This is a genomic window from Geodermatophilus sp. SYSU D00684 (assembly GCF_054050455.1).
In genome coordinates this window covers 31893-51648 of record NZ_JBJGZI010000029.1, presented here as the reverse complement: position 1 = coordinate 51648, position 19756 = coordinate 31893, and the positions used below count along the sequence as shown (strand labels likewise).

The window sequence follows — 19756 nt, the reverse complement described above, 5'->3', positions numbered from 1 at the left end:
TCTCGGCCGGCTCGGAGCCGGACGCGGGGAGGGTAGGCCCCATTGCTTCCGATCGGAAACATCGGGGGTCAGTCGCGCGCGCCGACCTCGCGGAACACCAGCCCGTCGGCGCGCGCCAGCCGCGGCCGGGGGATCGGCGGCGGCCCCGGCGTGCCGGTCTCCAGCAGCCGCGCGGCGGTGCGGACGCCGGCGTGCACGCCACGCGCGTAGGCGCAGACCACCGGCGCGCTCGGCCCCACCCGGGCGGCCAGCCGCTCCTGCAGGGCGAGCTGCCCCTCGTCGCCGGCGCCGTCGGCCGCCGCGAACGAGGGCATGCAGGCGTAGAGCTCGCCGGTGCCGTCGCCGCCGACGGCGTACAGGCCGTTCTCCTCGAGCGCGCCGGACAGCCGCACGACGCGGCGGTCGAGCCCGGCGCGGGCGAAGGCGCGGTTGAAGGCGACCAGGTCGCGGCCGACCAGGCTGAGCAGCACGGCGTCGGCGCGGGTGCGGCGGACCAGGTCCAGCGCCGGGCCGGGGTCGGCCGGGCCGAACGGGACGAGCAGCTCGCCGGCGACCTCGGCGCCGAGGTCGTGCAGCACCGACCGCGCGGCGCGGTGCACCGCCTGCGGCCACACGTAGTCGGTGCCCAGCAGCACCCAGCGCCGCGCCCGGCGGTGGCGCACCAGCCAGGTCAGCGCGGCGGCGTGCTGGGCCAGCGGGGAGGCGCCGATCCGCAGCGCCCCGCGGGACCCGCGCCCGCCCTCGTGCGGCGGGGTGAACACGTAGCCCGCGCGCCCGGCCAGCGCGGCGGCGACCGCGCGGGAGACGTCGCTGGTGGAGAAGCCGACGAGGACGTCGACCGCGCCGGCGGCGTGCAGCGCGGCGACGTCGGCGGCGACCTCGGCGGGCCGGCGCCCGGCGTCGACGGTGACCAGTTCCACCGCGCGGCCGCGGACGCCGCCGGCCTCGGTGACCTCGTCGGCGGCGAGCGCGGCCAGGTCCAGCGCCGACGGCGCGGTCATCGCCAGCGGCCCGGTCAGCGGGACGGCCAGCCCGATCCGGACGACGTCGGGGGAGCGGCCGACGACGGCCGCCTCCCACGCCTCCATCGGAGCGGTCGGTCCGGGCACCTCCTGAGTATGGTGCGGCCATGGCGGTCGAGCAGGAGGCCACGGGCACCGCGGTGCCCGCCGCGCGCCCCACGCCCGCCGCCTCGCTGGTCGAGCTGCTGGCCGTCGTCTCGCGGCGGGTCGCCCGCGGCGTCGGGACGGTGCTCGCCGAGGACGGCGCGACGCTGGAGACCTACCGGCTGATGCGCGCGCTCGCCTCGGGTCCGGGCCGCACGATGAGCGAGCTGTGCGCGGCGCTGTGCGTCCCGGCGCCCACCGCCACCCGGATGGTCGACGGCCTGGTCGACGCCGCGCTCGCCTACCGGCTGCCCGACCCCGAGGACGGCCGCCGCGTGCGGGTGCACCTGTCCGCCCGCGGCCGCACCCGGCTGGATCGGCTCGAGGCGCTGGTGTCCGCGCACGAGGCGGCGCTGACCACCGAGCTCGGCCCGGCCCGGGTCGCCGCGCTGGTCGCCGCGCTCAGCGACCTCGCCGACCCGCCCGCCTGACCCCGCGAGCGCCATCGGCCCCCGCGACCGGCCGCCTCCCGCCGCGATCACGGAGTTCCCGGGCGACACGCCGTCACCCGCCGGCGTGTTGCCGTCGCAACTCCATGATCGCGGGCGGCGAGGACGCCAGAGACGCGCCGCGAAGTCGATCATCGGCTGGGTGCACGGGACACGCGCCGACACGCCGGCGTGAGCGGCACGCATCCGATGATCGACTCGACGTGGGTACTCCGGTCCGGCGCCCGCAGGCGGCGACCGGCGACGGCGCGCCGGTCAGTCGGACGGCGGGAGGATGCGGGGGACGAAGACCTCGTCGATCGGGCGCGGGCCGACGTACTGCCGGCAGGTGCACGGCACCCAGGTGTGACCGGCGAACCGGCCGCGCCGGTCGAAGGTGTCCCGGCGCAGCTCGGCGTAGCAGGTGTTGGTCTCGGTGTCGTGCTGGCTCAGCGTGTGCCCGCAGCCGCACACCGGCGTCGGGTTCGGCGGCGGGCCCGCGGGACGACGGCGCCCGAGCCGGCCGGCCACGAAGCCCGCGGCCAGCAGTGCCGCACCGATGACCAGGCTGACAGGTTCCACCGTCGTCGCTCCTCCGCTCCGCAGACCTCCTGACGGTAACGCCGCGGGCGCGCCCGGGGTGCCGGGCCCGGTCGCGTTCCGGATTCACCCGGACGGGCGGTTCGATACGAGACCGTCCCGGGCACGAGCAGCTCGTGGACTCCCTCGCGGTCGGATTCGCCCGCCCTGACCGCTGGAAGCAGGGCACTCCGGCCGCTCGGCGGACCCCGTGGCACGCCGTTCCGTCGGTGCGGCCGGCGGCGGAGCGCGACGGCGAGGTGGAGCTGGCCCTCTGCGGGTCGATCGTGCAGATCTGGGGCCACCAGCGGTGGGAGCGCATCGGTGCCGGGCGCACCGGCTGCCCGGACTGCCGCCGGCTGTCCGGGCTGGCCTGGGAGCAGGCCCTGCTCAGCCGCGCCGGCTGACCGCGGCGGTCAGCGCCGCCGGCCGCTGATCGCCGACAGGCCGGTGATCTCCCGGCCCACGATCAGCGCCTGCACGTGGTCGGTGCCCTCGAAGGTGTAGATCGCCTCGATGTCGGCGTGGTGGCGGGCGATGTGGTGCTCGAGCAGGATCCCGTCGCCGCCGAAGAGGTCCCGCGCGTCGGCCACGATCCGCCGGGCGGTGGCGCAGCAGTGCCGCTTGGCCAGCGACGCCATCGCCGCGGTCATCCGGCCCGCGTCGGCGAGGCTGGACAGCCGCCAGCACATGAGCTGCATGGTGGTGATCTCGGCGAGCATCGTCGCGAGCTTCTCCTGCACCAGCTGGTAGCCCGCGATCGGCTGCCCGAACTGCTCGCGGTGCAGGCAGTGCGCCAGCGCCAGCTCGTAGGCCGCCGTCGCCACGCCCAGCGCGCGCCACGCGACGGTGTACCGGGTGCGGTCGAGGACCGTGGAGACGTCCTTGAACGAGCGGCAGTGGGCCAGCTTGTTCTCGGCCGGCACGCGGACGCCCTCGAGGGTGATCTCGGCCTGCCACACCGCCCGCAGCGCCGTCTTGCCGGTCATCACCCGCGTGCTGAAGCCGGGCGTGCCCTTCTCGACGACGTACCCGCCGACCGCGCCCTCCTCGTCGCGCGCCCAGATGAGCACGTAGTCGGCGATCGTGCCGTTGCCGATCCACTTCTTCTGACCGTCGAGGACGAAGACGTCGCCGTCGCGGCGGGCGCTGGTCTCCAGGGCGACGGCGTCCGACCCGTGCTGCGGCTCGGTGAGGCCGAAGGCGCCGATCTTCTCCATCCGCGCCATCTCGGGGAGGAAGCGCTCCTTCTGCTCCTCGGAGCCGAGCATCGCGATCGACTGCATCGCGAGGAAGCTGTGCACGCCGTTGAAGGTGCCGACGCTGCCGTCGGCGCGGGCGAGCTCGGCGGCCACCAGGCCCGCGGCGACGGCGCTCATGCCCGGCGAGCCGTAGCCCTGCACCGTGCCCCCGGCGATGCCGAGCTCGGCGAACCCGGGGACCAGCTCGAAGGGGAACTCCGCGCGCTCCCAGTAGTCGTTGATCCGCGGCGTCACCTCCTCGTCGCACCAGGCACGCACGCGGTCGCGGATGGCGACCTCCTCGGGAGTGAGCAACTCCTCGAGGGCGTAGAAGTCGGTGCTCGCGGTCTCAGGCACGGCCCGACGCTACGCGCGGGCAGGGCATGCTGCCGGGCGTGCGGATCGTCGTCGCCCCGGACTCCTTCAAGGGCACGCTGACCGCGGAGGACGCTGCCGACGCCGTCGCCCGCGGGCTGGCCCGGGTGCGCCCGGACGCCGAGGTGCTCGCCCGCCCGGTGGCCGACGGCGGGGAGGGCACGGTGGCCGCCGCCGTGCGCGCCGGGTACCGCCCGGTGACGACGACGGTCGGCGGCCCCGACGGCCGGCCGGTGCGCGCGACGTTCGCCGTCGACGGGACGACGGCGGTGGTCGAGCTCGCCGCCGCGGCCGGGCTCGGGCTGCTCGACCGACCGGCACCCACGACCGCGACCACCCGCGGCGTGGGCGAGCTGCTGCTCGCCGCGCTCGACGCCGGCGCCCGGCGGGTGGTGCTGGGCCTGGGCGGCAGCGCCACCACCGACGCCGGCGCGGGGCTGCTGCAGGCGCTCGGCGTGCGGCTGCTCGACGCCGACGGCCGCGACGTCCCGCCCGGCGGGGCGGGGCTGGCGCGCCTCGCGCGGATCGACCCCGGCGCCCGCGACCCGCGGCTGCACGGCCTGGAGGTCCGGGTGGCCACCGACGTCGACAACCCGCTCACCGGCCCGGCCGGCGCGGCCGCGGTCTACGGGCCGCAGAAGGGCGCGACGCCGGCACAGGTCGCGCAGCTCGACGCGGCGCTCGCGCGGTTCGCCGTGGTGGTCCGCCGCGACCTCGGCGTCGACCTGGAGGGCCGGCCGGCGATGGGCGCGGCCGGGGGCACCGCGGCCGGGGTGGCCGCCGTCCTGACGTGCTCGGTCGGGTCGGGTGCCGAGCTGGTCGCCGACCTGGTCGGCCTGGACGCGGCGCTGGCGGGCGCGGACCTCGCGATCACCGGCGAGGGCTCGCTGGACGCGCAGTCGCTGCGCGGCAAGGCGCCCGCGGTGGTCGCGGCCCGGGCCCGGCGGGCCGGCGTCCCGTGCGTCGCGCTCGCCGGGCGGGTGGCGCTGAGCCACGACGAGCTGCGCGGGGCCGGGTTCGCCGCCGCGCACGCGCTCACCGAGGCCGAGCCCGACCTCGCCCGGTGCCTCGCGGAGCCCGCGGCCGTCCTCGCGGAGCTCGCCGCCCGGGTCCTGGGTCAGGCGCCGAGCAGCCCCCGCACGTAGGCCGCCTGGCCCACGTGCTGCAGGTCGTCGGACAGCACGCTGACCAGCCGGACGCCGAGGGTCACCGGCGGGTCCCACCGCCGGTCGACGACGCGGTCGAGGTCGTCGTCGGACAGGCCACCGAGGAACTCCGCGCTGCGGGCGGCGACCGCGTCGGCGTACTCCAGGAGCAGCTCCGCCGAGGGCACCCGGACCGACGCCACCTCCTCGGCGCTCATCCCGTAGCCGGTGGCGGCGTCGTCGACGGGCAGGCCGAACCGGCCCGCGAACCCCTGCGCGGTCCACGCCTGCTCGGTGCCGGCGACCTCGGCGAGGTGGTCGTCCTGCACCCGCAGCAGGTGCCAGGCCAGCCAGCCGACCGGGTTGGCGCCGGGTCCGACGCGCTCGGCCAGCTGGTCGGGGGACAGGCCCTCGACGGCGGCGTGCAGGGTCTCGCCGATCTGCGCGTAGGCGTAGGTGAGCAGGTCACGGGTCCGCATGACCGGCCGCTACCCGTCCCGCTCGCGGGGGACGCCTGCGGGCGCCGGCCGACGGTAGGTTGCGGTGTCCGCCCGGCCGTCGAGGGAGCCAGATCGTTGGTGTTCTTCCTGCAGCGGCTGCTGCGCTCCCTCCGCGTCCGGCTCTCGGGCTGGCGCCTGCCGCTGGCGGTCATCCTGCTGGTGTTCCTCACCAGCTGGGCGGCGATGGCGCTGGTCGAGCCGGCCGGGACCGGGATCGCGGCGCCGGAGAGCTACTGGTGGTACTTCGTCATCACCGCCGCGACCGTCGGCTACGGCGACCTGTACCCGTCGTCGGTCGGTGGCCGGGTCGTCGGCGCGTACGTCGTCGTCGGCGGGATCGTCACGCTGACCCTGCTGTTCACCGAGCTGGCCACCGCCCTGCAGACCGCGCGGGGCAGGCGACTGAGAGGAGTGGTCGGCCTGGACCTCCGGGACCACGTCGTCGTGCTGGGCTACACCCCGGGGCGGACCGAGCGGATCGTCACCGAGCTGACCGTCGAGCCGGGCACCCGCATCGCGCTGTGCGCCCACGACGACGTCGCGGTCAACCCGATGCCCGAGGAGGCGGCGGTCTCCTTCGTCCGCGGCGACCTCACCCACGCCGACGTCATGGACCGCGCCGGCGTCGCCCGCGCCCGCACGGTCGTCATCGACGGCCGCGACGACAACGAGACCCTGGCGATCGCGGTCGCCGTCGACCACGCCAACCCGCGGGTGCACATGGTCGCCGCGGTCCGCGACCTGGGCCGGCGCGACACCCTCCGCTACGTCAACCCCGGCGTGCAGGTGGTGCAGTGGCACATGCCGTTCCTGCTGTCGGAGGAGGCCGCCGACCCCGGGCTCACCGAGATCTACAACGAGCTCATGACGGCGGGCGGGCACGGCAACACCTACTCGCTGCGGGTGCCGGCCGGTGCGCGGCCGCGGACGTTCGGCGAGTGGCAGACCGCCCTCGGGCGCGACCACGGCGCCACGGTGCTGGCGCTGCGGACCGCCGAGGACCTGCGGGTCAGCCCCGCCTGGGACACCCCGGTGCCGGAGGGCGCGACGCTGTACTACGTCGCGGCGCACCGGCTGGACGTCACGCGGCTGGACCGGTCACCACACGCCGAACGCGGCGGCCACTAGCGCCAGCACCCCGCCGATCGCGGCCAGCACGGCGAGCACCGCGATCAGCACCGGCACGACCACCCAGCGGCGCCGGAACCGCCGCCGGGGCGGTGGCGGGGGCGGTGCCGGTGGGGGAGCGGCGGCCCGGGCGTACCGCTCGGCGCGCCGCTCCCGGTGCCGGTCGGCCAGGTGGCGCGCCTGGTCCCGGGCGTCGCGGGCGACGGTGCCGAGCACCGAGGCCAGCCCGCGCAGGTCGTCGAGGTCGAAGCGCTCGACCCGGTCCCCGGGGGCGGGGTGCGGACCGGCGGGGCGCGGACCGGCGGCGCGCGGTCCGCCGGCGGCGGGGGGCCACGCCGGCGCCGGCCCGGACCGCTCGGACAGGGCGCGCAGGGCGGCCCGCGTCCGCGCGACGTCCCAGCGCCGCGGGGGGTCCTTGGTGAGCAGCCCCTCGAGCACCGGCGCCAGCGGGCCGGCCCGCTGGGCCGGCGCGGGGTCCTCGGAGACGACGGCCAGCAGGGTGGCCATCGACTCGGGCCGGTCGAAGGCCCGCCGGCCCTCGACGGCGGTGTAGAGCGTGGCGCCCAGCGACCACAGGTCCACGGCGGGGCCGGGCTCCTCGCCCCGCGCCCGCTCCGGCGCCATGTAGGACGGCGAGCCGATGATCGCCCCGGACGTGGTGATCGACGGCCCGCCCGTGGCGACCGCGATGCCGAAGTCGGTGAGGTGCGCGGAGCCGTCGCGGCCGACGAGCACGTTGGCCGGCTTGACGTCGCGGTGCACGATCCCGGCGGCGTGCGCGGCCTCCAGCGCGGCCAGCACGTCGAGGCCGATGCGGGCCACCACCGGCCAGGGCAGCGGGCCCTGCCGCTCGACGATCTCCTGGAGGCTGCGGGCGTCGACGAGCTCCATGACCAGCCAGGGCCGGCCGTCCTCCTCGACGACGTCGTAGAGCGTAGTCACGCACGGGTGCACGAGCCGCGCCGCCGCCCTGGCCTCGCGCAGCGTGCGGTCGCGCAGCGTCCCGCGCTCGTCGTCGCTGAGGTGGGCCGGGAAGGTGACCTCCTTGAGCGCCACCGGCCGGCCCAGCACCTGGTCGGTCGCGCTCCAGACCACGCCCATCCCGCCGCGGCCGAGCATCCCGGTGACCGCGTAGCGGCCGGCGACCAGCCGCCCTGCACCCGTGTCGGCGGACATGGGCGGACGGTACGCCCGGGAGGGAGCCGGCGTCCCGCCCTCAGTCGGTCCCGTCCTGCGGCGGCTCCGGCTCGCTCCGCGCCTCGAGGGAGGCCTCGGTCTCCGCGTCCTCCATCTCGAGGGCGATGTCGCGCGGCTGCGGCTGCTCGGGCTGCGACGGCGTCGTCATGACCGCAGCCTGCCCGCCGACGGCGCGGTCCGCTCCCCGGGACGGCGCCGGCCCCCGTCCCGCGGGGGACGGGGGCCGGCGGCCGGGAGCTCAGGGGCGCAGCGCGGCCCGGACGACCGGCACGAGCGCGGCGAGCACCAGCGCCTCGCCGAGGACGCTCACCGCGACCGGGAACTCGCCGCTGGCGAGGACGAACCCGGCCAGGTAGGCGGGCGCAGCCCAGACGGTGACGTCGGCACGGGCGCGGACCAGCGCGACGGTGGCCAGCAGCGTCCCGGCGATCGCCATGCCGACCAGCGGGCCGAGGACGAGGAACGGCGGACCCTGCTGCACCGACGTCCAGGTGCCCGCCGCCGACGGGCCCCCCTCGCCGGCCAGGACGACGGCGATCAGCCGCATCCCGGCGAACCCGCCGCCGCCGACGCTGCCGGCCGCGAGCAGCGCCGCGGCGACGCCGGACAGCCACGGGGCGCGGCGGCCGCAGGCCAGCGCGATCGCCGCGGCGCCGGCGATCCCGGCGACCATCGCGACGAGGTAGACGACGACCGAGGCGACCTGCGCGGACGGCGACTCGGCCAGGCCGGCCAGCCACGGGCCGGCCTCGTCGCGGGGGAGGCCCTCCGACGAGAGCACGTACTGGGCCGCGAGCGCGACCGGGCCGAGCAGGGCGGCGCCGGCCAGCAGCCGCCGGCGGGGGTGCGGCGCCGGGGCGGCCGCCGGAGCGGGGGCGGGGGCGTCTCCGGCGGTGGTCTCGGCGGCGGTGGTCTCGGCGGCGGTGGTCTCGGGGGCGGTGAGGCCGGAGCCGAGGCGGGTGGTGGTCACGGTGTTCCTCCTGGGGGTCCGGCTCCGTCGGCCGGGCAGCGGAACCGTCGCGGCCCGGGCGTCCCGGCGGCATCGGACGGGTGTCCCGACACGGCGCGGTGCCGGAGTCCCTGGGTCCCGGGACAGCTGCGCTGCCACCATGTCGCGGTGCCCGCCGCCCGGACCGTCGTCGCCGCCGGCCTCGCCGCGGCGGGGCTGGCCGCCGCGGTCGCCGCGCTCGTCCTCGCCCTGACCCGGGTGCCCGACCCCGACGCCGCCGCGGTCGCGTGGGGGCTGGCCGGCGCCGGCGGGTCCGGCGTGCTGGGCGCGGTGGTCGCCGCGGCCCGGCCGCGGCTGCTCGCCGGCTGGCTGATGCTGCTCGTCGGCGTGTGCAGCGGCGGGGTCGCGCTGGCCACCACGCTCGCGGCGGCCGCCGTCGCCACCGACCCGTCGTCGGCCCTGACCGCCGGTGCGTTCTGGGTGTCCTCGTGGCTGTGGGTGCCGGCCTACGTGCCGGTGGCCGCGCTGCTGCTGCAGGTGCTGCCCGGCGGGCGGCTGCCCGGTCGCGGCTGGCGGGCGGCGGCCGCCGTGGGCGCGGCGGCGGTCGTCCTGGCGCCGGTCGGCTGGGCGCTCACCCCCTACGACCAGCAGGACCGCCCCGTCCCCGCCGCCTACGCGCACCTGACCAACCCGCTGGGCGTGGACGGCGCGTTCGCGCTGGTCGGCGTCGCGCTGGTGCTCGCGCTCGCGGGCACCGCGGCGGGCGTGGCCTCGCTCGTCGTCCGGCTGCGGCGCAGCTCCGGGCCGGCCCGTGAGCAGGTGCTGTGGGTGCTGGCCGGCGCGCTGGGCACCCTGCTGCTGCTGGCCCTGGCGTGGACGGTGCCGACGGCGGAGACCGCGCTGATCGCCGCCGCCCTGCTGCCGCTGCCGGCCGCCGCGGCGTGGGCGCTGACCCGCACCCGGCTGTGGGACCTGGACCCGGCGCTGGGCCGCACGCTGGTCTACCTCTCGCTGACCCTGCTCGCGCTGGTCGTGCACGGGGTCCTGCTCGTCCTCGCCGGCGCCCTGCTCGGCGGCCTCGCCCGGCGCTCGGACCTGCTGGTGTTCGCGCTCGCCGCGGTGCTCGTCCAGCCGGCCCGCGACGTCCTGCAGCGCGGGGTCAACCGGCTGCTCTACGGGCAGGACGCCGACCCGGGCACGGTGGTCGGCGAGCTCGGCCGGCAGGTGGACTCCGCGACGACGCCCGCGCAGGTGCTGCCCGGCGTGGTCGGCGTCCTCGCCCGCACGCTGCGGCTGCCGTCGGTGGCGCTGCGGCTGCCCGGGCGGGCGCCGGTGACCGCCGGGCGTGTGCCCGAGCCGGGGGAGGAGGTGCGCACCCTGCCGCTGGTGCACCAGGGCCGCGGCGTCGGCGAGCTCGACGTCGTCCTGCCGGCGGGCGGCCTCGGCCCCCGGCTGCGCGGCCTGCTCGACGAGCTGGTCCGGCAGACCGGCCAGGCCGCGCACGCCGTCCTGCTGCAGGAGGAGCTGCAGCGCTCCCGCGAGTCGATCGTCACCTCGCGGGAGGAGGAGCGCCGGCGGCTGCGGCACGACCTGCACGACGACCTCGGCCCGGTGCTCGCGGCGACGGCGATGCAGCTGGAGGCGGCAGCCGAGCTGGTGCCGGTCGACCCGGTCCGGGCGACCGCGATGCTCGACCGGGCCGCGGAGCACCTGCGCGGCACGGTCGCCGACGTCCGGCGGATCGTCGACGACCTGCGCCCGGCCGCGCTCGGCGACCTCGGCCTGGCCGGCGCGGTCCGCGCGCACGCCGCCCGGCTCGCCGACGCCGGCGTCGAGGTGACCGTGCACGTCCCCGACGACCTCGGCCCGCTGCCGGCCGCCGCCGAGGTCGCCGCCTTCCGCATCGCCGGCGAGGCCCTGACCAACGTGGCGCGGCACGCCCGCGCCGGCCGGGCCTCGGTCGTCATCACCCACCGCGACGGTTCCCTGGAGGTCTGCGTGCAGGACGACGGCGTCGGGGTCCGGCCGGGCAGCCGCACCGGCGTGGGCCTGGGCTCGATGCACCAGCGCGCCGCCGAGCTCGGCGGCAGCTGCGAGGTCACCGGCGGCCCGGGGACGACGGTCCGGGCGGTGCTGCCCACGGCGGCGCTGCCGGCGGTGTCCGCGTGACCACCGTCCTCGTGGTTGACGACCACCCGCTGTTCCGCGACGGGCTCGTGGCGCTGGTCGGCTCGCTGCCGTGGGCGCAGGTCGTCGCCGAGGCCGGGGACGCCACCGACGCGGTCGCCGCGGCGCTGGAGCACCGGCCCGACGTCGTGCTCATGGACCTGCACCTGCCCGGCGGCAACGGCCTGGACGCCACCGCGCGGATCACCGAGGCACTCCCGGACACCGCCGTCCTGGTGCTCACGATGGTGGAGAACGAGGACGCCGTCGCCGCGGCGCTGCGGGCCGGCGCCCGCGGCTACCTGGTCAAGGGCGCGTCGCGGGCGCAGATCGCCCGGGCGATCGAGGCGGTCGCCGACGGCGAGACGATCCTCGGCCGCGGCGTCGGGTCGGCGCTGGCGCACCTGCGGCCCCGCGGCGACGCGCTGTCGGCGTTCCCGACCCTCACCGAGCGGGAGCGGGAGGTGCTCGGGCTCCTCGCCGGCGGGCTGTCCAACGGCGACATCGCCCGGCGGCTGTTCCTGTCGGACAAGACCGTGCGCAACGTGGTCTCCACCGTCTTCGCCAAGCTGGAGGTGGGCAGCCGGGCCGAGGCCGTGGCCCGCGCCCGCGACGCCGGGCTGGGTGGGGCGGCGCCGGGGCTGGGAGCGTGACCGGCGCCACCTAGACTCCGGCGCCGATGAGCATCACCCGCCTGCTGGTGGCCAACCGCGGCGAGGTCGCCGTCCGGGTCTTCCGCAGCGCCGCCGCCCTGGGCCTGTCCACCGTCGCCGTCGCGCCGGAGGACGACGCCGGGAGCCTGCACGCCCGCCGCGCCGACGGGGTCGTCCGCCTGCCCGGGACCGGGCCTGCGGCCTACCTGGACGTCGGCGTGGTCGTCGGGGCCGCCGCCCGCGCCGGCGCCGACGGGCTGCACCCTGGCTGGGGCTTCCTCGCCGAGAGCCCCGACCTCGCCCGCGCCTGCGCGGACGCCGGGATCGCGTTCGTCGGCCCGGACGCCGCCGCGCTCGCCCTGCTCGGTGACAAGACCGCCGCCCGCGCCCGCGCCGGCGAGCTGGGCCTGCCGGTGCTGGCCGCCACCGACGGCGACACGGACCTCGCCGCCGCGACCGCCTTCCTCGCGGGCCTCGGCGACGGCGGCGCGGTGATGGTCAAGGCGGTGGCCGGGGGCGGCGGCCGCGGGATGCGCCCGGTGCGCGACCCCGCCGAGCTGCCCGCCGCGCTGGAGCGGGCCCGCTCGGAGGCGCGGGCGGCGTTCGGCGACGGCGCGGTCTACGTCGAGCGGCTGCTGACCGGCGCCCGGCACGTCGAGGTGCAGGTGGCCGGCGACGGCGCGGCCGTGGTGGCCCTCGGCGACCGCGACTGCTCGCTGCAGCGGCGGCGGCAGAAGCTGGTCGAGGTCGCCCCCGCGCCGGGGCTCGACGACGGCCTGCGCGCCCGGCTGGCCGCGCACGCCACCGCGCTGTGCGGGTCGCTGGCCTACCGCGGGCTGGCCACCGTGGAGTTCCTCGTCCGCCACGACGGGGTCCGCGGCGACGAGGTGGCCTTCCTCGAGGTCAACCCGCGGCTGCAGGTCGAGCACACCGTGACCGAGGAGGTCACCGGGCTGGACCTGGTCGAGGTCGGCATCCGGCTGGCCGAGGGCGCGACGCTCGCGGACCTGGGCCTGGCCACGCCGCCGCCGTCGCGCGGGGCCGCCGTCCAGGCGCGGGTCAACGCCGAGACGCTGCTGCCCGACGGGACCGTGCACCCCGGCGCCGGGCGGCTGGAGCGGTTCGTGCCGCCGACCGGGCGCGGCGTGCGGGTGGACACCGGCGTGGTCGCCGGCGACGAGGTCGGCCCGCGCTACGACTCGCTGCTGGCCAAGGTGGTCGTCGCCGACCGGGACCTGCCGCGGGCGCTGGCCGGCTGCCGCCGGGCGCTGGGCGAGCTCGACGTCGCCGGGGTGCCGGTCAACGCGGACCTGCTCGCGGCGCTGCTCGACCTCCCCGAGGTGGCCGCCGGCCGCGCGACCACCGAACTCGTCGACGCGCGCCTGGCCGGGCTGGTGCCCGACCGCCCGGCCCAGGTCGCGGCGGCCGTCGACGGCGTGCTGCCGGTGACCGCGCCGCTGTCGGGCGCGGTGGTCGAGGTGGCCGCCGCCGAGGGCGACGCCGTCGCCGCCGGGGCGACGCTGCTGGTGCTCGAGGCGATGAAGATGGAGCACGTCGTGGCCGCGCCGGCCGCCGGCGTGGTCACCGGGCTGGCCGTGCGCGTCGGTGACGTCGTCACGGCGGGGACGGTGCTCGGCGGGGTCGTCCCCGGCGAGGCCGGCGACGCCGGGGGCGGGCCGGCCGGGGAGGACCCCGGTGCGATCCGCCCGGAGCTCGCCGAGCTGCAGGAGCGGCGCGCCGCCACCCTCGACGACGCCCGGCCCGAGGCGGTCGCCCGCCGCCACGCGGCCGGGCGGATGACCGCGCGGGAGACGGTGGCCGCGCTGGTCGACGAGGGCACCTTCGTCGAGTACGGCCAGCTGGGCATCGCCGCCCAGCGCGCGCGGCGGACGCTGGCCGAGCTGGTCGCGCGGACGCCGGCCGACGGCATGGTCACCGGCATCGGCGAGGTCGGCGGGGTGCCGTGCGCCGTCCTCGTCTACGACTACACCGTGTTGGCCGGCACCCAGGGCCGCACCAACCACCGCAAGACCGACCGGCTGCTCGAGGTCGCCACCGAGCGCGGGCTGCCCGTGGTGCTGGTCGCCGAGGGCGGCGGCGGGCGGCCCGGCGACACCGACGGCGGCGGCTTCTCCCGGCTCGACGTCCCGACCTTCACCACGATGGCGCGGCTGGCCGGGAAGGTGCCCACGGTCGCCGTCGTCTCCGGGTACTGCTTCGCCGGCAACGCCGCGCTGGTCGGCTGCTGCGACGTCGTCATCGCCACCGAGGACAGCAGCATCGGGATGGGCGGCCCGGCGATGATCGAGGCCGGCGGGCTGGGCGTCGTCGCGCCGGAGGACGTCGGGCCGACGGCGGTGCAGGCCGCTGCCGGCGTCGTCGACGTCGTGGTGCCCGACGACGCCGCGGCCGTGGCCGCCGCGCGGCAGGCGGTCGGGCTGCTGACCGGGCGGGTCGTGCCGGCGGAGGCCGCCGACCAGCGGCCGCTGCGGACGGCGCTGCCGGCCAACCGGGTGCGCAGCTACGACGTGCGGCCGGTGGTCGCCACGCTCGCCGACCCCGGCAGCGTCCTGGAGCTGCGGCCGTCGTTCGGGCGGGGGATCGTCACCGCGCTGGCCCGCCTGGACGGGCGGCCGGTGGGGCTCGTGGCCAACGACCCGCGGCACCTCGGCGGGGCGATCGACGGCGAGTCTGCGGACAAGGCCGCGGCGTTCCTGCGGCTGTGCTCCTCGGCCGGGCTGCCGGTGGTGTCGCTGGTGGACACCCCCGGGTTCATGGTCGGCCCGGAGTCCGAGCGCACCGGCACCGTGCGCCGCTTCGGCGGGCTGTACGTGGCCGGGGCGCAGCTCGGCGTCCCGCTGCTGGCGGTGGTGCTGCGCAAGGCGTACGGGCTGGGCGCGATGGCGATGCTCGGCGGCGACCTGCAGGTCCCGCTGCTCACGCTGGCCTGGCCGACCGGCGAGTTCGGGCCGATGAGCCTGGAGGGCGCGGTGCGGCTCGGGTACCGGCGCGAGCTGCAGGCCCTGCCGCCCGGGGAGCGCGACGCCCGGTTCACCGAGCTGGTCGCCGCCTCCTACGCGCAGGGCAAGGCGCTCAACGTGGCGTCGGCGTTCGAGGTGGACGACGTCGTCGACCCCGCGGACACCCGCGAGGTGCTGGTCCGCGCGCTGGCCGGGCTCGCGTGAGCGGGCGGCCGGCGGCGCCCGCGGCTACCGTCCGGCCATGCCGCAGTTCCGCCTGACCACCGGAGACGGCGCCGTCCTGCAGGAGTGGGACGCCGCCGACGCGACCGCCGCCGAGACCGAGGCCGTCGACGTCGTCGCGCGGCACCGCGCGGACGACCCGCCCGGCGCCGCGGAGTACGTGCTCGTCGACGACGCCGGTGGCGACGTGGCGCGCTGGGGCTCGAACGCGCCCTGAGCTCAGCCCTCCCCGAGGCGGCGCTGCAGCACCTCGTGCTCGCGCCGCAGCACGACCTGGGTGACCAGGTCGCGGACCGCACCCTCGGCCTGGCGGCCGATGAAGGGCGCGTCGACCTTGGCGTCGCCGGTGACCGTGGCGCGGGTGCCGCCGCCGGATGCGGGGGTCAGCCGGCGCTCGCAGGTGACCCGTGCCTCGCGGCCCAGGATCTCGGCGCGCAGGTCGAGGGCGCCGCGGTAGCCGCCGTCGCCGTCGGGCTGCCAGGTGGTGGTCTCGGTGACCGGGACCGTGCTGCCCACGAAGCGGGCGAAGACCGGCGGGATGCCCGTCGTCGGCGCCGACAGCCGCACCCGGGTGGTGTTGCCCGTCCCGTTCGCCCGGCTCGACACCTCGTGCACCTCGCCGTCCAGGGCCTGGGCGACCTCACGCAGGAAGACCTCGTCGGTGAGCTCGGCGAACACGCGGTCGGGGGCGGCGGTGTAGTTCGTGGTGGCGTCGATGGGCACGCCCCATCCTCGACCGCGGCCGCTCGGGCCGCCCGGCGGGGTCAGACTGCCGGCGTGGACGAGGTGGTGATCCGGCCGGCGGGTCCCGCGGACGCCGCCGCCGTCGCGGGGGTGCACGCGCGGGCCGGGCGGGCGGCGTGGTCGGCGTTCCTCGGGGACGTCCTGGCCGGGCCGGACGTGTCCCTCTGGCGGGAGCGGGTCCCCGCGGACGGGTTCCTCGTGGCCGAGCGGGACGGCGTCGTCGTCGGGTTCGGGCGGGCCGACGTCGCGACCGGTGAGGTCGCGCTGCTCTACGTGGACCCCGACGAGCAGGGCAGGGGCACCGGGCGGGCGCTGCTGGCGGCCGTCCTGGACCTGCTGCGGACGGCCGGGTGGGACCGGGCCCGGCTGCGCACCGAGGAGCGCAACGCCGGCCCGCGCGCCTTCTACGAGCAGGCCGGGTGGCGGCCGACGGGCGAGGTGCTCGAGCGGGAGTGGGCCGGCCGGCGGCTGCGCGAGGTCTGGTACGTCCGGGACCTGGGCTGAGGGACCCGCGCCCGGCTCAGGGAGCCGGGACGTCCTCGGTGGCAGGGGGCTCCGCCGCGGTGCACTCCTCCGGCGCCGGCGGCTCGGGGGACTCCGCGGCCGCCGGGTCCGTCGTCGCCTCCGTGGCCGGGGCGGCCGCAGGGTCGGCAGCCGGGTCGGTCGTGGTCCCGGCGTCGGCGTCCCCGCACGACGGCTCCTCGGCCGGCGCTTCCTCGGCGGGCTGCTCCCCGGCGGGCGGCTGCTCGACCGGGGCCGGCTCGACCGGGGGCTGCTCGACCGGGGGCTGCTCGACCGGCGGCTGCTCGACCGGCGGCTGGTCCGCGGGGAGCTCCTCGGCAGGCTCCGACGCCGGCGGGGCGGGGTCCGCCGGCGCGGGTGTCTGCTCGGCGGGCGGCTGCCCGGCCGGGGGCTGCCCGGCCGGGGGCTGCTCGACCGGAGGCGACGGGGGCGCCGGCGCCTCGGCCGCGGGAGCCACGGGAGCCGGGGCGGGGACGCCGGGCGCCGGGGCGGCAGGAGCCGGGGCGGCGGGCGCGAGGTCGAGGGGAGCGGGGTCGAGGGGGGCGGGGTCGACCGGCGCGCGTTCGGCCGGGACCTCCGTCGGCAGGGACCGGTGCTCGGTGGACGACCCGCGCGGGAACGAGCCCCGGGGGAGGGAGTCGTCGGCGTCGTCGTCCGGCGCGGGCCGGGTGGCGGCCGCGGGGGCCCAGCCGTCCTCGAACCCGGGCGCGGTGACGCCGATGCTCGGCATCGCGAGCGGGCCGCCCTCGGGCAGGCCGTCGTCGCCCGGGCCGCCGCGCCCGGCCTCGGCCGACGTCGTGTCCGCCCCGACCGCGCCCGCGACCGGCGGCCCGGAGACCGCCGCCAGCGCGGCCGCCATCCCGAGCGCGCACGCGGTCGCGCCGAGCCCCGGGATCAACCGGGCGGACCGGACCCCGCGCCGCTTCCTGTCCATGGATGCTTCCCCCTGAGCTCTCACAGCCCGCCAATCCTGACCCGGGGCGTTCCGTTCGTCCACGCATGCCGGTGCTGTTCACCCGTGTGTCGCGAGATCTCCCGGTGGCGGCCCGGGACCGGGCGCTCAGAACGGGGGCAGGTCGAGGTCGGTCCCGAAGCGCGGGACCGGGCTGCGCCGGACCTCGCCTCCGGGCGTCGTGACCTCCAGGACGCCGTCGTCGCCGACGTCGAACCTCCAGCCCGGCCCCTGGTGTTTGAGCCGGTGGTGGTGCTCGCACAGGCAGCACAGGTTCGCGTGCGCTGTCGGGCCGTCGGGCCAGCGGCGGACGTGGTCGAGGTCGCACGCCCGCGCGCGGGCGCGGCACCCCGGAAACCGGCAGCGGCGGTCGCGGAGTCGGACGAAGCGGTCCAGCGCGGGTGGCGGGTCGTGCGCCTCTCTTGCCGCAGGCGGGCCCAGCGAGGCGCCGCGGCGGAGCCCGGCGCCGTCGGTGAGCGCGACCAGGCTGCCGCGGAGCATGTCGGCCACCGCGACGCGCGGCCGGTGTGCCAGCGCGGTACCGCTGAGGGCGGTCGTGTCCAGGAGCGTGCCGAGGTCGAGCAGGCCGCGGAGCTCGCCGTCGGTCCAGGTCCCGTCGAGCACGGCCTGCCGGGCACCCGAGGACGCCTCCCGCACCGCGGTCTCGTGTCGGGCCGCCGCTGTCGCCATCCACTCGGCCAGCGGACGGTCGGCGACAGGTGTCGGCGTACTCGGTGGGGCTCCCGGCGGTCCGCTGTCGCGTCGTTCGACGACCGCCGGCGCCGGGCGGGGCAGGAGACCGAAGGTCCAGGCCAGCTCGCGGACCACGTCCGCCGGTACCACGTGCCCGTCGACCTGCCCGGGCTCGGCACCGCCGAGCATCGTCTCCAGGGTCGCCACCAGGGTCAGGGCGATGGTCACCGGCGGCAGCCCGTGCTCGCCGGGCCGGAGGACGAGGTCCGCCACGACGTCGGCCATCCGCTGCTGCCTGGTGCGCTCGTCGCCGTCCACCCGGACGCGTTCGGCGTGGGCCTCCAGCGTTCGGTGGATCGCAGCGCACACGGGCAGCGGGAGGTCGATGACGAGAGAGGCGGTGCCGTCGCGGCGGTCGTGCATCCGCACTCCGCGCCCGCGGACGGCGGCGACCAGCCTCCGCCCGGCGGCCTCGGCGTCCTTGCGGAGCACGATGCGGCGGGCGCAGTCACCCAGCTGGGGCGGGGTCTTGTCGCCGCGGAGGCGCAGCACGTGGGCTTCGATCTCCGCGCGTACGGCGTCGTCACGCACCGGCCCGACGACGGCGACCATCTGCCGGGCGTGCGCGTGGGTGAGCTCGCCGCGGGAGAGCATCGCCAGCGTGGCGGGCAGGCGCTCGACGAGTGTCACGGCCTCCTCGAGCTGCGCGGCGGCCGCCCGCGTGGTGGTGCCGAGAGCCAGTGCCACCTCGTCGACCGCCCACTCGCTGACCTCGGTCAGCGCCGCCGGACGGGCGGCGCGGGTGGCCGCCGACATGGCGCCCCGCTCGCCGGGCTGCCGGTCCAGGAGCGTCGACGGGCGGTGGCGCGCGAACGCGGCCAGCGAGGTCGCGACGGTCGCGGCGAGCCGTGCCGTCCGCCGCGACGCCGACGTCGCCCGGGCCAGGACGTCCGCCCCTGCAGTCAGGAGCCGGTCCCGGTCGGCGCTCGGGACCGTCGCCGTGCGCACGTGCTCGCCGACCTCGACCTCCCACTCCTGCCCTGACCGCAGACGCGGGTGGAGGAGGTCGAGGACGGCGGGGGAGCCGAGGACCCCGCCCAGTGCGTGCTCGACCGAGGTGTCACCTGCCTCGTGGTCATCGAACACGCGTTCGATCATAGGCGAGCGGCAGGCTCCTGAACAGCGGAGACGTGTCCTGTGCACGAGTCCGCCGCCTGTCGAGAAGTCGTCTGCGTCGGCACCCGTGGCAGGCGGCTGCCGATCAGGACGCCGGCCACCACGAGCGCGCCGCAGGCCAGTTCGACCAGCGGCGACCGCTCGCCGAAGAACAGCCACGCCGAGCCCATCCCGACGACGGGCACCAGCATCGAGAACGGCGCCACGGTGCCCGAGGGGTGCCGGCTCATCAGCGCCGTCCAGATGCCGGAGCCGAGCAGCGTGGCGACCACGACGGTGAAGAGCAGGCCGGCCAGCGCGAGCAGCCCCGTCGTCGTCCCGAGCGTCGCCAGCGACGTGCCGATGCGCGCCGGGCCCTCGGTGGCCAGCGACAGCGCGAGCATCGGCAGCGGCGGCACGACGGTCATCCAGAGCATCAGCCGGAACGGCCGGGCTGGGCGCGCCTGCCGGTTGCACAGGTTGCCCAGCGCCCAGCCCAGGCCGCCGCACAGCGTGAGCAGCACCGGCAGCAGCGTGGCGCCGCCGTCCAGCCCGGCCCGGTGGACGGCGATGCCGGCCAGGCCGACGACGGCGAGCCCCACCCCGGCCGCCTGCCGCCCGGTCAGCCGCTCGCGGAGCAGCAGCCCGGCCAGCACGACCGTGAACGGCGCCGAGGACTGCAGCACCAGCGAGGCGAGGCCGGTCGGCATGCCGGTGTCCATCGCGACGTAGAGGAAGACGAACTGCAGGACGCCGAAGCCGGCGCCGTACCCGAGCACCCACCGCCACGGGACGCCGGGCCGCGGCACCAGCAGCACCGTCGGGACGGCGACCAGCGCGAACCGCAGCGCCACGAGGAAGAACGGCGGGAACTGCTCGAGCGACAGGTGGATCGCCGGGAAGTTCAGTCCCCAGACGACGGCCACGAGGAGGGCGAGCAGGCGGTCGCGGGTCGGCACG

20 protein-coding genes are annotated in these 19756 nt (G+C 78.0%); 9 read left to right on the top strand and 11 right to left on the bottom strand.

The window, feature by feature from the left end:
- Positions 1-68: 68 nt before the first annotated feature.
- On the bottom strand, positions 69-1109 hold the full coding sequence (locus ACI79L_RS19440; RefSeq protein WP_456938357.1) for an ABC transporter substrate-binding protein: 1041 nt from the start codon (positions 1107-1109) through the stop codon (positions 69-71).
- Between the two features lie 20 nt (positions 1110-1129).
- Here ACI79L_RS19440 and ACI79L_RS19435 point away from each other — a divergent pair, with 20 nt between their 5' ends.
- Positions 1130-1597, top strand: coding sequence for a MarR family winged helix-turn-helix transcriptional regulator (locus ACI79L_RS19435; protein WP_456938356.1), 468 nt, complete (start codon positions 1130-1132; stop codon positions 1595-1597).
- A 273-nt stretch (positions 1598-1870) separates the two neighbouring features.
- Here the strand turns inward: ACI79L_RS19435 and ACI79L_RS19430 are convergent, their stop codons facing one another.
- Positions 1871-2176 (bottom strand): hypothetical protein, encoded by a 306-nt coding sequence (locus tag ACI79L_RS19430; RefSeq protein WP_387984944.1) that lies wholly within the window; start codon positions 2174-2176, stop codon positions 1871-1873.
- Positions 2177-2403: 227 nt separating this feature from the next.
- On the opposite strand from ACI79L_RS19430, the gene ACI79L_RS19425 reads away from it, so the two are divergent.
- Complete coding sequence (locus ACI79L_RS19425; RefSeq protein ID WP_456938355.1) at positions 2404-2580, top strand: hypothetical protein; 177 nt, start codon at positions 2404-2406, stop codon at positions 2578-2580.
- Between the two features lie 9 nt (positions 2581-2589).
- Here the strand turns inward: ACI79L_RS19425 and ACI79L_RS19420 are convergent, their stop codons facing one another.
- Positions 2590-3771, bottom strand: coding sequence for an acyl-CoA dehydrogenase family protein (locus ACI79L_RS19420; RefSeq protein ID WP_456938354.1), 1182 nt, complete (start codon positions 3769-3771; stop codon positions 2590-2592).
- A 38-nt stretch (positions 3772-3809) separates the two neighbouring features.
- On the opposite strand from ACI79L_RS19420, the gene ACI79L_RS19415 reads away from it, so the two are divergent.
- The gene (locus ACI79L_RS19415; protein ID WP_456938353.1) at positions 3810-4934 is read left to right on the top strand and encodes a glycerate kinase; all 1125 of its coding nucleotides are present in this window, start codon (positions 3810-3812) and stop codon (positions 4932-4934) included.
- On the opposite strand, the gene ACI79L_RS19410 is transcribed toward ACI79L_RS19415, so the two are convergent.
- Positions 4907-5413: a mycothiol transferase gene (locus tag ACI79L_RS19410; protein WP_456938352.1), complete on the bottom strand. Its 507-nt coding sequence runs from the start codon at positions 5411-5413 to the stop codon at positions 4907-4909. The two genes, ACI79L_RS19415 and ACI79L_RS19410, sit on opposite strands and share 28 nt — an antisense overlap.
- 99 nt (positions 5414-5512) lie before the next feature.
- Here ACI79L_RS19410 and ACI79L_RS19405 point away from each other — a divergent pair, with 99 nt between their 5' ends.
- Positions 5513-6562 (top strand): NAD-binding protein, encoded by a 1050-nt coding sequence (locus tag ACI79L_RS19405; RefSeq protein ID WP_456938371.1) that lies wholly within the window; start codon positions 5513-5515, stop codon positions 6560-6562.
- On the opposite strand, the gene ACI79L_RS19400 is transcribed toward ACI79L_RS19405, so the two are convergent.
- The 3 genes from ACI79L_RS19400 to ACI79L_RS19390 form a co-directional block, all read right to left on the bottom strand.
- Positions 6533-7738, bottom strand: coding sequence for a serine/threonine-protein kinase (locus ACI79L_RS19400; protein WP_456938351.1), 1206 nt, complete (start codon positions 7736-7738; stop codon positions 6533-6535). The genes ACI79L_RS19405 and ACI79L_RS19400 overlap by 30 nt on opposite strands.
- A gap of 40 nt (positions 7739-7778) precedes the next feature.
- Complete coding sequence (locus ACI79L_RS19395; protein ID WP_456938350.1) at positions 7779-7907, bottom strand: hypothetical protein; 129 nt, start codon at positions 7905-7907, stop codon at positions 7779-7781.
- 90 nt (positions 7908-7997) lie between these two features.
- On the bottom strand, positions 7998-8729 hold the full coding sequence (locus ACI79L_RS19390; RefSeq protein ID WP_456938349.1) for a hypothetical protein: 732 nt from the start codon (positions 8727-8729) through the stop codon (positions 7998-8000).
- 147 nt (positions 8730-8876) lie between these two features.
- Between ACI79L_RS19390 and ACI79L_RS19385 the strand changes: the two genes are divergently transcribed.
- The 4 genes from ACI79L_RS19385 to ACI79L_RS19370 are packed head-to-tail and all read left to right on the top strand — an operon-like array spanning position 8877 to position 14947.
- Positions 8877-10877, top strand: coding sequence for a sensor histidine kinase (locus tag ACI79L_RS19385; RefSeq protein ID WP_456938348.1), 2001 nt, complete (start codon positions 8877-8879; stop codon positions 10875-10877).
- Positions 10874-11527, top strand: a complete 654-nt coding sequence (locus ACI79L_RS19380; RefSeq protein ID WP_456938347.1) for a response regulator — start codon at positions 10874-10876, stop codon at positions 11525-11527. Before ACI79L_RS19385 ends, ACI79L_RS19380 begins: the two co-directional genes overlap by 4 nt.
- Positions 11528-11553: 26 nt before the next feature.
- Positions 11554-14712, top strand: coding sequence for a carboxyl transferase domain-containing protein (locus ACI79L_RS19375; protein WP_456938346.1), 3159 nt, complete (start codon positions 11554-11556; stop codon positions 14710-14712).
- A 37-nt stretch (positions 14713-14749) separates the two neighbouring features.
- Positions 14750-14947 carry a hypothetical protein gene (locus ACI79L_RS19370; RefSeq protein ID WP_456938345.1) on the top strand — a complete coding sequence of 66 codons (198 nt, stop codon included), beginning with the start codon at positions 14750-14752 and terminating at the stop codon, positions 14945-14947.
- 2 nt (positions 14948-14949) lie between these two features.
- On the opposite strand, the gene ACI79L_RS19365 is transcribed toward ACI79L_RS19370, so the two are convergent.
- Complete coding sequence (locus ACI79L_RS19365) at positions 14950-15453, bottom strand: DUF2505 domain-containing protein (protein ID WP_456938344.1); 504 nt, start codon at positions 15451-15453, stop codon at positions 14950-14952.
- Positions 15454-15507: 54 nt separating this feature from the next.
- Here ACI79L_RS19365 and ACI79L_RS19360 point away from each other — a divergent pair, with 54 nt between their 5' ends.
- Positions 15508-15978, top strand: coding sequence for an N-acetyltransferase family protein (locus ACI79L_RS19360; RefSeq protein ID WP_456938343.1), 471 nt, complete (start codon positions 15508-15510; stop codon positions 15976-15978).
- A 16-nt stretch (positions 15979-15994) separates the two neighbouring features.
- Here ACI79L_RS19360 and ACI79L_RS19355 read toward each other — a convergent pair whose 3' ends face one another.
- From ACI79L_RS19355 to ACI79L_RS19345, 3 genes are all read right to left on the bottom strand, one after another.
- A complete protein-coding gene (locus ACI79L_RS19355; protein WP_456938342.1) occupies positions 15995-16930 on the bottom strand; it encodes a hypothetical protein in 936 nt (311 codons plus the stop codon).
- A gap of 126 nt (positions 16931-17056) precedes the next feature.
- Positions 17057-18787 (bottom strand): DUF222 domain-containing protein, encoded by a 1731-nt coding sequence (locus ACI79L_RS19350; RefSeq protein WP_456938341.1) that lies wholly within the window; start codon positions 18785-18787, stop codon positions 17057-17059.
- A gap of 8 nt (positions 18788-18795) precedes the next feature.
- Positions 18796-19755: an EamA family transporter gene (locus ACI79L_RS19345; protein WP_456938340.1), complete on the bottom strand. Its 960-nt coding sequence runs from the start codon at positions 19753-19755 to the stop codon at positions 18796-18798.
- Between the last annotated feature and the right edge of the window lies 1 nt (position 19756).

What these genes read in the sequence shown, in the direction of transcription:
- ACI79L_RS19400 (WP_456938351.1), bottom strand. Translation starts at nt 7,738, where the DNA reads ATGTCCGCCGACACGGGTGCAGGGCGGCTGGTCGCCGGCCGCTACGCG.
- ACI79L_RS19435 (WP_456938356.1), top strand. Translation starts at nt 1,130, where the DNA reads ATGGCGGTCGAGCAGGAGGCCACGGGCACCGCGGTGCCCGCCGCGCGC.
- ACI79L_RS19410 (WP_456938352.1), bottom strand. Translation starts at nt 5,413, where the DNA reads ATGCGGACCCGTGACCTGCTCACCTACGCCTACGCGCAGATCGGCGAG.
- ACI79L_RS19355 (WP_456938342.1), bottom strand. Translation starts at nt 16,930, where the DNA reads ATGGACAGGAAGCGGCGCGGGGTCCGGTCCGCCCGGTTGATCCCGGGG.
- ACI79L_RS19370 (WP_456938345.1), top strand. Translation starts at nt 14,750, where the DNA reads ATGCCGCAGTTCCGCCTGACCACCGGAGACGGCGCCGTCCTGCAGGAG.
- ACI79L_RS19375 (WP_456938346.1), top strand. Translation starts at nt 11,554, where the DNA reads ATGAGCATCACCCGCCTGCTGGTGGCCAACCGCGGCGAGGTCGCCGTC.
- ACI79L_RS19395 (WP_456938350.1), bottom strand. Translation starts at nt 7,907, where the DNA reads ATGACGACGCCGTCGCAGCCCGAGCAGCCGCAGCCGCGCGACATCGCC.